The organism is Streptomyces sp. NPDC054813 (genome assembly GCF_053611365.1).
Genome location: NZ_JBSHAF010000006.1, coordinates 464372 through 476863, shown reverse-complemented (window position 1 = coordinate 476863; position 12492 = coordinate 464372). Strand labels below are relative to the sequence as shown.

Genomic DNA, 12492 nt, shown 5'->3' with positions numbered 1-12492 from the left:
GTCAGTCCTTGATCTCGCAGATCACGGCGCCGGAGGTGAGGGACGCGCCGACCTCGGCGGCGAGGCCCTTGATGGTGCCGGCCTTGTGGGCGTTCAGCGGCTGCTCCATCTTCATGGCCTCCAGGACGACGATCAGGTCGCCCTCCTTGACCTCCTGGCCCTCCTCGACCGCGATCTTGACGATCGTGCCCTGCATCGGAGAGGCGAGGGTGTCACCGGAGGCGACCGGGCCGGACTTCTTGGCGGCCCGGCGCTTCGGCTTGGCGCCGGCGGCGAGGCCGGTGCGGGCCAGGGTCATGCCCAGGGACGCCGGGAGGGAGACCTCCAGGCGCTTGCCGCCGACCTCGACGACGACCGTCTCACGGCCGGCGTCCTCCTCCGCCTCGGCGTCGGCCGGGGCGGCGAAGGGCTTGATCTCGTTGACGAACCCGGTCTCGATCCAGCGGGTGTGGACCGTGAAGGGGTCCTCGGAGCCGGTGAGCTCGGGGGCGAACGCCGGGTCCCGGACGACGACGCGGTGGAACGGGATGGCCGTGGCCATGCCCTCGACCTGGAACTCGTCCAGGGCGCGCGCGGCCCGCTGAAGGGCCTCCTTGCGGGTCCGGCCGGTGACGATCAGCTTGGCCAGCAGGGAGTCCCACGCCGGGCCGATGACCGAGCCGGCCTCCACGCCCGCGTCCAGGCGGACACCGGGGCCGGACGGCGCGTCGAAGGTGGTGACCGTGCCGGGGGCGGGCAGGAACCCGCGGCCCGGGTCCTCGCCGTTGATCCGGAACTCGAACGAATGACCGCGCAGTTCGGGGTCGTCGTAGCCGAGTTCCTCGCCGTCGGCGATCCGGAACATCTCGCGGACCAGGTCGATGCCGGCGACCTCCTCGGTCACCGGGTGTTCGACCTGGAGGCGGGTGTTGACCTCCAGGAAGGAGATCGTGCCGTCCTGGCCGACCAGGAACTCACAGGTACCGGCGCCCTCGTAGGCGGCCTCCTTGAGGATGGCCTTGGAGGCGCGGTACAGCTCGGCGACCTGCGCGTCGGACAGGAAGGGGGCCGGGGCCTCCTCCACGAGCTTCTGGTGGCGGCGCTGGAGCGAGCAGTCACGGGTCGACACCACGACCACGTTGCCGTGCTTGTCGGCCAGGCACTGGGTCTCCACGTGCCGCGGCCGGTCCAGGTAGCGCTCCACGAAGCACTCCCCGCGCCCGAAGGCGGCCACCGCCTCACGGACGGCGGAGTCGTACAGCTCCGGGACCTCTTCGAGGGTGCGGGCGACCTTCAGGCCGCGCCCGCCACCGCCGAAGGCGGCCTTGATGGCGATCGGCAGGCCGTGTTCCTCGGCGAACGCCACGACCTCGTCGGCGCCCGAGACCGGGTCCGGGGTACCGGCGACCAGCGGGGCGCCGGCCCGCTGGGCGATGTGCCGGGCGGCCACCTTGTCGCCGAGATCGCGGATGGCCTGCGGCGGCGGACCGATCCAGGTCAGACCGGCGTCCAGGACCGCCTGGGCGAACTCCGCGTTCTCGGAGAGGAAGCCGTAGCCCGGGTGGACGGCGTCGGCCCCCGCCTCGCGTGCCGCGTTCAGGACCTTGTCGATGTCCAGGTAGCTGGTTGCCGGGGTGTCACCGCCCAGGGCGAACGCCTCATCCGCGGCGCGGACATGCAGAGCGTCCCGGTCCGGGTCCGCGTAGACGGCCACGCTCGCGATCCCTGCGTCCCGGCAGGCCCGGGCCACGCGGACAGCGATTTCGCCACGGTTGGCGATGAGCACCTTGCGCACGATTGAGGCTCCCTCCTTGAAACAAGCCGAGTTTAGGGAAGGCCGACACGGCACTTCGACCCGTCCCCAATGGTGAGCTTGCCCACACGGAGCGTGATGCGAGGCTCGCCCGACCCGCGAAAGCCCTTGTCGCACCGCGGTACGCAGGACTCCTTCGGAAAACCCTAGCCCCGCGATGTGCTCAAGGTCTCTGTGAGAGCGTGCCGCGCCCCACAGCGTTTCTTTGTTGAGTCCCTACGAATGGCCCAATGAATCTTTGCCCACGCCCGGCCCCTTGTCCCCGGGTTTACCCGTTAGTAGCGTTCGCGATGTCTTGAACGTACTTCAAGTAACAGCGGCTCTCGGCGGGCCGTGACCGAAAGTGGGTGGGGGCCGGTGGTGCGCAGACCGGTGGCTTGGGTCGTGGCGGTCATACTCCTCGCGGAGGCACTCGGCGTCGCCGCGCTCAACTGGTTCATGGGAGTGGTGGTCGACCGTCAGGACATGTCCCTGGCCGGGCTCGACCCCGACAACATGTCGATGAGCGCGAAGATCGGCGCGGTGGTCTTCGGCCTCTACTTCGCGCTGTGCGCCCTGGTGGCCCTGCTGGTGGCGATACGCAACCGGGCGCCCGCCGGCCTCGGCCGCATCCTGCTGATCAGCGTCGCGGTCGTACACGGCCTGCTGGGCGCCGTGGCGTGGGGCCTGATCGGCTGGACCGCGTTCCTGTCCATGGTGGTCGTCCTCGCCCTCGTCGTGCTGCTGTTGATGACGTACGACCGTACGGAGGGCGCCGGCGCCGGGGCGGACACCGGCGGGGGTGCGGACGGTTCCGGTCCGGCGGCCGGTGACCCGGAACCGGAACCGGAACCGGAACCGAGGAAGGACACGCCGGCCGCCGGGCCGGTCACTCCGCCGGCGCCCACAACTCCGTGATGCCGATGCCGAGCTCCCCGAGCAGCCGGCGGACCAGGGGCAGGCTGATGCCGATCACGTTGCCGTGGTCGCCGTCGATGCCGTCGATGAACGGCGCGCTGCGGCCGTCCAGGGTGAACGCGCCCGCCACGTAGAGGGGTTCGCCGGAGGCGACGTACGCGGCGACCTCCGCGTCGGTGGGCTCGCCGAACCGGACGACGGTGGAGGCGGTCGCCGACACGTGCCGGTTGCTCGCCGTGTCCCACACGCAGTGCCCGGTCTGCAGGGTGCCGGCCCGGCCGCGCATCGACTTCCAGCGGGCGGTCGCCTCCTCGGCGTCCGCCGGCTTGCCGAGCGCCTGGCCGTCGAGGTCCAGCACCGAGTCGCAGCCGATCACGATCGCGCCGTGCACGTCGGGGCGGGCGGCGACGACGGAAGCCTTGGCCTCCGCGAGGGCGAGGGCCAGTTCGGCCGGGGTGGGGGCGGTGACGGCGTCCTCGTCGACGCCGCTGACGATCACCTCGGGGGCGAGACCCGCCTGGCGCAGGAGGTTCAGCCGGGCGGGGGACTGGGAGGCGAGGACGAGTCTGCGCATGGCGTCAGCGTATCGGTGGGCGCCGACAGATGGCCGCTCACCTCACGCCCAGCACGATCATCAGCAGCAGCATGACCAGAGCCAGGAAGACGCCGAGCCGCCGGAGGGCGTTCTGCACGTCTTGCAGGTCCTTCGGCGGCTCGTCGTCAGGGTCCGACCACAGCATGCCACCAGCGTGCGGCTCGGCCGACCCAGGGCGCCTGAGTAGGGGTACTCAGATTCGCGCCCGGGGTTTTTCCGAGGTGCGCCCGCGCGGCGGAGCCGCACATGGATACAGCCCCGCGCCCCTTGGGCGTTTTTCTCAGCTTGGCCAGTACGTGCGGGTCCACGCCGTCGGGCTCGGGGCGGGGACCCGGTGCTGGGCGATGCGGGACGGGTCGGACCAGGCGGCCCTTGCCGTCGGGGTGCCGGACGGGGCGGTGGCCAGGGCCGCCGCCCTCGCCCTGACCACCGCCAGAGCGGCGGCCAGTTCCTCCGGGGTCGGGTTGCCCCGTATGACCTTGATCGTCACAGCGGCTCCTTAGAGGGGGATGTTGCCGTGCTTCTTCGGCGGCAGGGACTCGCGCTTGGTACGGAGCTGGCGCAGGCCTCGTACGACATGGCGCCGCGTGTCCGACGGCATGATCACGGCGTCGATGTAACCGCGTTCGGCGGCCGTGTAGGGGTTGAGGAGGTGGTCCTCGTACTCCTGGATCAGGCGGGCGCGCACGGCTTCGACGTCGCCGCCGTTGGACTCCGCCTCGGCGATCGTGCGGCGGTGCAGGATGTTGACGGCTCCCTGGGCGCCCATGACGGCGATCTGGGCGGTCGGCCAGGCGAGGTTGAGGTCGGCACCCAGGTGCTTGGAGCCCATGACGTCGTAGGCGCCGCCGAAGGCCTTGCGGGTGATGACGGTGATCAGGGGGACCGTCGCCTCGGCGTAGGCGTAGATCAGCTTGGCGCCGCGGCGGATGATGCCGTCGTGCTCCTGGTCGACGCCGGGGAGGAAGCCCGGGACGTCGACGAAGGTGAGGACCGGGACGTTGAAGGCGTCGCACGTGCGGACGAAGCGGGCCGCCTTCTCGCTCGCCTTGATGTCCAGGCAGCCGGCGAACTGCATCGGCTGGTTGGCGACGATGCCGACCGGGTGGCCCTCGACCCGGCCGAAGCCGGTGACGATGTTCGGCGCGAACAGGGCCTGCGTCTCGAAGAACTCACCGTCGTCGAGGACGTGTTCGAGCACCGTGTGGATGTCGTACGGCTGGTTCGCGCTGTCCGGGACCAGGGTGTCCAGCTCGCGGTCCTCGTCGGTGACGGACAGGTCCGCCTCCTCCGGGAAGGCCGGGGCCTCGGAGAGGTTGTTGGACGGCAGGTACGACAGCAGCTGCTTGATGTACTCGACGGCGTCCTTCTCGTCGCCGGCCATGTGATGGGCCACGCCGGAGACCGAGTTGTGGGTGCGGGCGCCGCCCAGCTCCTCGAAGCCGACGTCCTCGCCGGTGACCGTCTTGATGACGTCCGGGCCGGTGATGAACATGTGGGACGTCTGGTCGACCATGACGGTGAAGTCGGTGATGGCCGGGGAGTACACGGCGCCGCCGGCGCAGGGCCCGACGACCAGCGAGATCTGCGGGATCACCCCGCTCGCGTGCGTGTTGCGGCGGAAGATCTCGCCGTACGCGCCGAGGGAGGCGACCCCCTCCTGGATCCGCGCGCCGCCGGAGTCGTTGATGCCGATGACCGGGCAGCCGGTCTTCAGGGCGAAGTCCATCACCTTGACGATCTTCTGGCCGTAGACCTCGCCGAGGGCGCCGCCGAAGACGGTGAAGTCCTGGGAGAAGACGGCGATCGGGCGGCCGTCCACCGTGCCGTATCCGGTGACGACGCCGTCGCCGTACGGGCGGTTCTTCTCCAGGCCGAAGTCGGTGGAGCGGTGGCGGGTGAACTCGTCCAGTTCGACGAAGGAGCCCTCGTCGAGGAGCAGCTCGATCCGCTCACGGGCCGTCAACTTGCCCTTGGCGTGCTGCTTTTCGACCGCGCGCTCCGAACCGGCGTGTGTCGCTTCATGGACACGGCGCTGGAGATCCGCGAGCTTCCCCGCGGTCGTGTGAATGTCGATCTCTTCCGGCTCGGACATCGGGATGCGGCTCCCTGCCTGCTCAAAAGGGGGGACGGTTACTCATCCGTAGCGTAGTGGGGCGCCTACCAAACGGCAGTGCGGCGTACAACACACCTAGGGTGGCTTGCATGACGCCGCGAGATGCAGCAGACGAGAACAACGATCGCTGGTCCGACCTGGACCGTCCACCGCTCGGGGCGGCGGGGCTGCGCAGGGCTCTGGTGCGGGACGGCGGCCATGGCGGCCTCTACTGCGACATCGAGGTCGTGCAGCGCACCGGCTCCACCAATTCCGACCTGGTGGCGCGGGCCCTCGCGGGGGACGCGGACGAGGGCGCCGTGCTCGTCGCCGAGGAACAGACGTCCGGGCGGGGCCGTCTGGACCGCCAGTGGACGGCGCCGGCCCGCTCCGGCCTGTTCTTCTCGGTGCTGCTGAAGCCGGCCGGGGTGCCGGTGGCCCGCTGGGGCTGGCTGCCGCTGCTGACCGGGGTGGCGGTGGCGACGGGGCTGGCCCGGGTCGCCGGTGTCGATACGGCACTGAAGTGGCCGAACGACCTGCTGGTCACCGTCGGTGACGAGGAGCGCAAGGCAGGGGGCATTCTGGCGGAGCGGGCCGGCGAGGACGCCGTCGTGGTCGGGGTCGGTATCAACGTCACGCTCCGTGCGGAGGAGCTGCCGGTGCCACAGGCGGGGTCGCTGGCGCTGGCCGGAGCGGTGACCACGGACCGGGATCCGCTGCTGCGGGCGGTGCTGCGGTCGCTGGAGGACTGGTACGGGCGCTGGCGCGAGGCGGGCGGCGATCCGGCGCGCAGCGGGCTCCAGGAGACGTATGCGGCGGGCTGCGCGACGTTGGGGCGGACGGTCCGGGCCGAGCTGCCGGGGGACCGGTCGCTGGTCGGGGAGGCGGTGGCCGTGGACGGGGACGGGCGACTGGTGATCGCCACGGAGGCGGGAGTGCAGGAACCGGTGGGGGCGGGCGACATCGTGCACCTGCGACCGGCGTGAGGGCGGGTGCGGGGGCGGCGTGAGCCGGTGGGGGTGTGTCGTGGCTTGGGCGGGGTGTCGGCGTGTCGCTTACCGGCGCCGTGCAGGATGCCTCCCGCATCGCCCCGGCGGCACGACTGCCCGCAGCCACGACGTGCCCCCTGAGGGGCGCGGGGAACTGCGCGATCGGCCCCCACCGGCCGCCCGGTGGGATCCGGGCCGTCCGTCCCCTGGCGCGGGCGGCTGGGGGCGCAGACCCAGGGAACGCCGGTCGGGGGTACTCGACATCGGCCCACCTCACGAAGTGAGCTACCGCACAGCTGCCGTAGAGTTGAGGCCGGTCAGTATGCGACCGCGGCAGATCGGAAGGGCAGCAGGCGTGACCGTCGACGACACGGGCTCCGGCGAGGGCGCGGACGCCGCCGACTCCGGCGAGGACCCGCTCGCCCTGCGCCTCGAAGGCCTGATCCTCGGTGCCGAGCGCCGCTACACCCCGTTCCAGGCGGCCCGCAGCGCCGGCGTCTCCATGGAACTGGCGTCGAGGTTCTGGCGGGCCATGGGCTTCGCGGACATCGGGCAGGCCAAGGCGCTCACCGAGGCCGACGTGCTGGCTCTGCGCCGGCTCGCCGGTCTCGTCGAGGCGGGCCTGCTCAGCGAGGCCATGGCCGTGCAGGTGGCCCGGTCGACCGGGCAGACCACCGCCCGTCTGGCGGAGTGGCAGATGGATTCCTTCCTGGAGGGCCTGACCGAGCCCCCCGAGCCGGGCATGACCCGCACCGAGGTCACGTACCCGATCGTCGAACTGCTCCTGCCCGAGCTGGAGGAGTTCCTGGTCTACGTCTGGCGCCGTCAGCTCGCCGCCTCGGCCGGCCGGGTCGTGCAGTCGGCCGACGACGAGGAGATGGTCGACCGGCGGCTGGCCGTCGGCTTCGCCGACCTCGTCGGGTTCACCCGGCTGACCCGCCGGATGGAGGAGGAGGAACTCGGCGAGCTGGTCGAGGCCTTCGAGACCACCGCCGCCGACCTGGTGGCGGCCCGCGGCGGCCGGCTCATCAAGACCCTCGGCGACGAGGTCCTGTACGCCGCCGACGACGCCGGCACGGCCGCCGACATCGCGCTGCGCCTGGTGGAGACCATGGGCCACGACGAGACGATGCCGGAGCTGCGCGTCGGCATGGCCTTCGGCACCGTGACCACCCGAATGGGCGATGTCTTCGGTACGACCGTGAACCTGGCCTCCCGGCTGACCTCCATAGCCCCCCGGGACGCCGTGCTCGTCGACTCGGCTTTCGCCGAGGAACTGATCCGCTCCGGCGAGGCGCCCGCCTCGGAGGCGGAGGCCGCCGAGGCCGCGGCCACCGCCGAGAAGGAGGGCGAGGACCCCCCGACGTACCGCTTCGCGCTCCAGCCGATGTGGCAGCGCCCGGTGCGCGGCCTGGGCGTGGTGGAGCCCTGGCTGCTCACCCGCCGCGACGGGGAGCCGTCCTAGCGGCGACCGGCCTGTATCAGTGGGTCCACGCACAGTCCGACGACGGGCAGGCAGACGACGCCGCCCGGCGGACGGGTACCGGGCGTGGAGGTCGGGGTGGGGGTCGTGACCGGAGTGCTGGTCGCCGGAGTCGGCGGAGTGCCGGCCGGCCGTGCCGGGCTCGTCGAGATGGTGGTCGGGACCGTGACCCCCCTGCCGGGCAGAGCGCTGGGTGAGACCGGCGCGGATACCGACGGCGTGGCGGCCGGCGTGGCCGTCGGGGTCCGGCTCGCGCCGCCCATGACGGTGGCCACCGAGGCGCCGGCCGTGCGGACCGGACCGAGGGTGGCGCCCGCGTTCGCCGACCGGTCCGTGGCGTCGGCGGTCGGATCCAGCCGGGGCTCCGCCTCCGCTGTGCCGGGCGTGCCGACACCGCCCTCCGGGACGATCCGTACGAGGCTCAGCGCCCCGGCGGCCAGTGCGAGACCTCCGGCGGCGAACAGCACCTTGCGGGGCCGGGGCTTGCGGTGCCGCCCCCGGCGGCCGACTGACGGCGTTCCTGTCATGACACTCCCTCCCCCGCTGCGCGCCCCCGATGCGCCGTGGCGAGCGCACGTTATGCGCTCCCATGGGGTGTGCGCCGGGAGTCTCCCGGGATGTCACCCGAACGAGGGTGTCCGGAGCCGGTCGATGCCCCTTTCCCCCAACCGGGCCCGGCTGCGATGATCGTGCGGTTAACAAGCGTTAACGCGAGTGCGAGTCGAGCGGAGGGTGCCATGAGCGAGGAGCGGTACGGGGAGTTCGTGCTGGTACGACGGCACGGTCACGTGGTGGAACTCGTACTGGACCGGCCCAAGGCCATGAACGCGGTGTCGGCGGACATGGCCCGCTCGATCGTGGCCGCGTGCACGGCGCTGGGTGCCGACCGGGACGCCCGGGTGGTGGTGCTGACCTCCTCGCACGAGCGGGCGTTCTGTGTCGGCGCCGACCTCAAGGAGCGCAACTCCATGACCGACGCGGAGCTGGTCCGGGCGCGGCCGCTGTCGCGCGGGGCGTACACCGGCGTACTGGAGCTGCCGATGCCGACGATCGCCGCCGTACACGGCTACGCGCTCGGCGGGGGCTTCGAGCTGGCACTGTCCTGCGACGTGATCGTGGCCGACGGCACGGCCGTGGTGGGCCTGCCCGAGGTGTCGGTGGGCGTGATTCCGGGCGGCGGCGGTACGCAGCTGCTGCCCCGCCGGGTCGGCGCGGCCCGCGCGGCCGAGCTGATCTTCTCGGCGCGCCGGGTGGAGGCGCCGGAGGCGCATGAGCTGGGCCTGGTGGACCAGCTGGTGGAGACGGGCCAGGACCGGGACGCGGCGCTGGCGCTGGCGGCACGGATGGCGGCGAACTCGCCGGTGGGGCTGCGGGCGGCGAAGCGGGCGCTGCGGCTCGGGCACGGGCTGGACCTGCGGACGGGGCTGGAGGTCGAGGACGCGGCATGGCGGTCGGTGGCGTTCTCGGGGGACCGTGCGGAGGGCGTCGCGGCGTTCAACGAGAAGCGGAAGCCGCAGTGGCCGGGGGAGTGAGGTGCGGGTGGGCTGGGGCTTCCCGGCGCTCGTCGCAACACCTGTTCGCCGCACCAATGTCCCGAATGAACCCAATCCTCCCTAACCTGGAGTAATGGGTGAGGACAACCGGCTCGCCGCTGTCGTGGCGCTGGCTCAGGGCATGGCTGCGGCTCACACCCCACACGAGTGCTGGCGCGCCGCCGCGGCCGGCGCCTGCCGTGCCCTGGACGGCAGCTTCGCCGCGCTCTCCGTCTGGGAGCGCGACCTCGGCCGGCTGCGGGTCCTCGTGAACGTCGGGGAGCGCGCCCCGGACGAGGAGGAGTTCCCGGAGGCCGAGGCCTACCCGGTGCACCAGTTCCCCGAGATCACCGAGTTCCTCCATGAACGCTGGGCGGGCGGCGGCGGCCCCAACGCCTGGGTGGAGACGGCCGAGGGCCCCGCCGCCGGCCGCCCCGGCTACTCGCACCGGCGGGTCGACGCCCTGCGCCGCAGGGGCCGCGGCTGCTGCCTGGTCGCGCCGATCCTGCTGCACGGCAGGGCCTGGGGCGAGCTGTATGTCGCCCGCGCCGTCCAGGCCCCCGTCTTCGACCGCGGTGACGCCGACTTCGCCACCGTCCTGGCCTCCGTCGTAGCCGCCGGGATCGCCCAGACCGAGCGTCTCGAGGAGGCCCGCCGGCTGGCGTACACCGACGCGCTCACCGGGCTCGCCAACCGCCGTGCCGTCGACGTACGCCTCGACGAGGCGATCGACCGGCACCTCACGGACGACGCCGTGGTCAGCCTGGTCGTCTGCGACCTCAACGGGCTCAAGCGGGTCAACGACACCCAGGGGCACGCCGTCGGCGACCGTCTCCTCGAACGTTTCGGCTCGGTCCTGTCCCTGTGCGGGGCGATGCTCCCGGGCGCCCTCGCCGCGCGGCTCGGCGGGGACGAGTTCTGTCTGCTGGCGGTCGGCCCGCCGGCCGACGACGTGGTCAAGGCGGCTGGCGAACTCTGCCGCCGGGCGGGGGAGTTGGAGCTGGGGGAGGGGGTCGCGTGCGGGGTCGCCTCGACCGCGGACCCCCTCGGGCCGGTGCGCTCGGCCCGCCGTCTGTTCCGGCTCGCCGACGCCGCGCAGTACCGCGCCAAGGCGCTTCGCGCGGACCGGCCGGTGGTGGCCGGGCGGGAGGGGCCGGACGATCCCGTCGTACGACTGGCCGACGCGCCCCCGCCGGAACGGGCCGAGCGGCGCAGCTTCCGGGGCCGGCGGTCATGACCGTACGGCTGTTTACACAGAAGTGACGTAGAAGTAAGGGGCAACCCGGTACCCCACTAGTGACAGCAGCCGCATTCACTGCGTACGCTCCTGAATATGGATATGCACACTGTGGTGGTGGGGACGTCCGGTGTCACCGCGTCCGACGTCCTCGCCGTGGCGCGCGGCGGCGCCCGCGTCGAACTGTCGGCGGAGGCGGTCGCGGCGCTGGCGGCGGCCCGCGAGATCGTGGACGCGCTGGCGGCCAAGCCGGAGCCGGTCTACGGCGTCAGCACCGGCTTCGGCGCCCTCGCGACCCGGCACATCAGCCCGGAGCTGCGGGCCCAGTTGCAGCGCAACATCGTGCGCTCGCACGCGGCCGGCATGGGGCCGCGGGTGGAGCGCGAGGTCGTACGGGCCCTGATGTTCCTGCGGCTGAAGACCGTCTGCTCCGGACACACCGGTGTGCGTCCCGAGGTCGCCCAGACCATGGCCGACGTGCTGAACGCCGGTATCACCCCGGTCGTGCACGAGTACGGCTCCCTCGGCTGCTCCGGCGACCTGGCCCCGCTGTCCCACTGCGCGCTCACGCTGATGGGCGAGGGGGACGCGGAGGGCCCGGACGGCGTCCTCCGCCCCGCCGGCGAGCTGCTCGCCGAGCACGGGATCGCGCCCGTCGAACTGCGCGAGAAGGAGGGGCTCGCGCTCCTCAACGGCACCGACGGCATGCTCGGCATGCTGGTCATGGCCCTCGCCGACCTGGACATGCTCTACAAGTCCGCCGATGTCACGGCCGCGTTGAGCCTGGAGGCGCTGCTCGGCACGGACAAGGTGCTCGCGCCCGAGCTGCACGCGATCCGCCCGCACCCCGGACAGGGCGACAGCGCCGCCAACATGCTCGCCGTGCTCAAGGGCTCCCAGCTCACCGGGCACCACCAGGACGACGCGCCGCGCGTCCAGGACGCGTACTCGGTGCGGTGTGCTCCGCAGGTCGCCGGGGCCGGGCGGGACACGCTCGCGCACGCGCGCCTCGTCGCCGAGCGGGAGCTGGCGTCGGCCGTCGACAACCCGGTCGTGCTGCCCGACGGCCGGGTCGAGTCCAACGGCAACTTCCATGGCGCGCCGGTCGCCTATGTCCTCGACTTCCTCGCCATCGCGGTGGCCGACCTCGGGTCCATCGCCGAGCGGCGGACGGACCGGCTGCTGGACAAGAACCGCAGCCACGGGCTGCCGCCGTTCCTGGCGGACGACGCGGGCGTCGACTCGGGCCTGATGATCGCCCAGTACACGCAGGCGGCGCTGGTCAGCGAGCTGAAGCGGCTCGCCGTGCCGGCGTCGGCCGACTCGATCCCCTCCTCCGCGATGCAGGAGGACCATGTCTCCATGGGGTGGTCGGCGGCGCGCAAGCTGCGGACGGCCGTGGGCAATCTGGCGCGGGTCATCGCCGTCGAGCTGTATGCGGCGACCCGGGCGATCGAGCTGCGGGAAGGGCTGACGGCGGCGCCGGCTTCGCTGGCCGTGATCGAGGCGGCGCGCTCCGCGGGGGTGCAGGGGGTTGGGCCGGACCGGTACCTGGCGCCCGACCTCGCCGCGGCGGAGGAGTTCGTGCGGGGCGGAGCGCTTGTGGAGGCCGCCGAGAAGGTGACCGGGGCGCTGCGGTAGGTCGTCGGGTGCGGGTGCGTGGGGGCTGGTCGCGCAGTTCCCCGCGCCCCTTGGGTTTCTCGCCGCGGCCCCTGTCGTAAGGCGCCGGTCGCGCCCACGCGGCGGTAGCCGCATGTTGATACAGCCCCGGGGGGCCGCCGGGGGGGGGGGGGGGGGGGGGGCGCGGGGGGGGGGGGGGGGGCCCCCCCCCCCGAACCACCCCCCGGGATATTTTAGAAAAGGGGGGGAAAA

12 protein-coding genes are annotated in these 12492 nt (G+C 72.6%); 6 read left to right on the top strand and 6 right to left on the bottom strand.

Annotated features, from left to right (window positions below; genetic code table 11):
• Nucleotide 1: 1 nt before the first annotated feature.
• On the bottom strand, nucleotides 2–1774 hold the full coding sequence (locus ACWGJB_RS15375; RefSeq protein ID WP_453380635.1) for an acetyl/propionyl/methylcrotonyl-CoA carboxylase subunit alpha: 1773 nt from the start codon (nucleotides 1772–1774) through the stop codon (nucleotides 2–4).
• Between the two features lie 375 nt (nucleotides 1775–2149).
• Here ACWGJB_RS15375 and ACWGJB_RS15370 point away from each other — a divergent pair, with 375 nt between their 5' ends.
• Complete coding sequence (locus ACWGJB_RS15370; RefSeq protein WP_453380634.1) at nucleotides 2150–2689, top strand: hypothetical protein; 540 nt, start codon at nucleotides 2150–2152, stop codon at nucleotides 2687–2689.
• On the opposite strand, the gene ACWGJB_RS15365 is transcribed toward ACWGJB_RS15370, so the two are convergent.
• From ACWGJB_RS15365 to ACWGJB_RS15350, 4 genes are all read right to left on the bottom strand, one after another.
• Nucleotides 2661–3263, bottom strand: coding sequence for a Maf family protein (locus tag ACWGJB_RS15365; RefSeq protein ID WP_453380633.1), 603 nt, complete (start codon nucleotides 3261–3263; stop codon nucleotides 2661–2663). The genes ACWGJB_RS15370 and ACWGJB_RS15365 overlap by 29 nt on opposite strands.
• Nucleotides 3264–3300: 37 nt before the next feature.
• Nucleotides 3301–3429 (bottom strand): morphogenic membrane protein MmpB, encoded by a 129-nt coding sequence (mmpB, locus tag ACWGJB_RS15360; protein WP_450754589.1) that lies wholly within the window; start codon nucleotides 3427–3429, stop codon nucleotides 3301–3303.
• Nucleotides 3430–3564: 135 nt separating this feature from the next.
• Entirely contained in the window at nucleotides 3565–3774 is a 210-nt protein-coding gene (locus ACWGJB_RS15355) for an acyl-CoA carboxylase epsilon subunit (RefSeq protein WP_453380632.1), read from the bottom strand.
• Between the two features lie 9 nt (nucleotides 3775–3783).
• On the bottom strand, nucleotides 3784–5379 hold the full coding sequence (locus tag ACWGJB_RS15350; protein ID WP_453380631.1) for an acyl-CoA carboxylase subunit beta: 1596 nt from the start codon (nucleotides 5377–5379) through the stop codon (nucleotides 3784–3786).
• Nucleotides 5380–5489: 110 nt separating this feature from the next.
• On the opposite strand from ACWGJB_RS15350, the gene ACWGJB_RS15345 reads away from it, so the two are divergent.
• Nucleotides 5490–6365: a biotin--[acetyl-CoA-carboxylase] ligase gene (locus tag ACWGJB_RS15345; protein ID WP_453380630.1), complete on the top strand. Its 876-nt coding sequence runs from the start codon at nucleotides 5490–5492 to the stop codon at nucleotides 6363–6365.
• 358 nt (nucleotides 6366–6723) lie between these two features.
• Nucleotides 6724–7833: an adenylate/guanylate cyclase domain-containing protein gene (locus tag ACWGJB_RS15340; RefSeq protein ID WP_453380629.1), complete on the top strand. Its 1110-nt coding sequence runs from the start codon at nucleotides 6724–6726 to the stop codon at nucleotides 7831–7833.
• Here the strand turns inward: ACWGJB_RS15340 and ACWGJB_RS15335 are convergent.
• Nucleotides 7830–8378, bottom strand: coding sequence for a hypothetical protein (locus ACWGJB_RS15335; RefSeq protein WP_453380628.1), 549 nt, complete (start codon nucleotides 8376–8378; stop codon nucleotides 7830–7832). The genes ACWGJB_RS15340 and ACWGJB_RS15335 overlap by 4 nt on opposite strands.
• Before the next feature lie 210 nt (nucleotides 8379–8588).
• Between ACWGJB_RS15335 and ACWGJB_RS15330 the strand changes: the two genes are divergently transcribed.
• The 3 genes from ACWGJB_RS15330 (at nucleotide 8589) to hutH (ending at nucleotide 12261) form a co-directional block, all read left to right on the top strand.
• The gene (locus tag ACWGJB_RS15330; RefSeq protein WP_453380627.1) at nucleotides 8589–9383 is read left to right on the top strand and encodes an enoyl-CoA hydratase/isomerase family protein; all 795 of its coding nucleotides are present in this window, start codon (nucleotides 8589–8591) and stop codon (nucleotides 9381–9383) included.
• A gap of 94 nt (nucleotides 9384–9477) precedes the next feature.
• Nucleotides 9478–10620, top strand: a complete 1143-nt coding sequence (locus ACWGJB_RS15325) for a diguanylate cyclase domain-containing protein (protein ID WP_453380626.1) — start codon at nucleotides 9478–9480, stop codon at nucleotides 10618–10620.
• 102 nt (nucleotides 10621–10722) lie between these two features.
• Nucleotides 10723–12261: a histidine ammonia-lyase gene (gene hutH / locus ACWGJB_RS15320; protein WP_453380673.1), complete on the top strand. Its 1539-nt coding sequence runs from the start codon at nucleotides 10723–10725 to the stop codon at nucleotides 12259–12261.
• Nucleotides 12262–12492 lie beyond the last annotated feature (231 nt).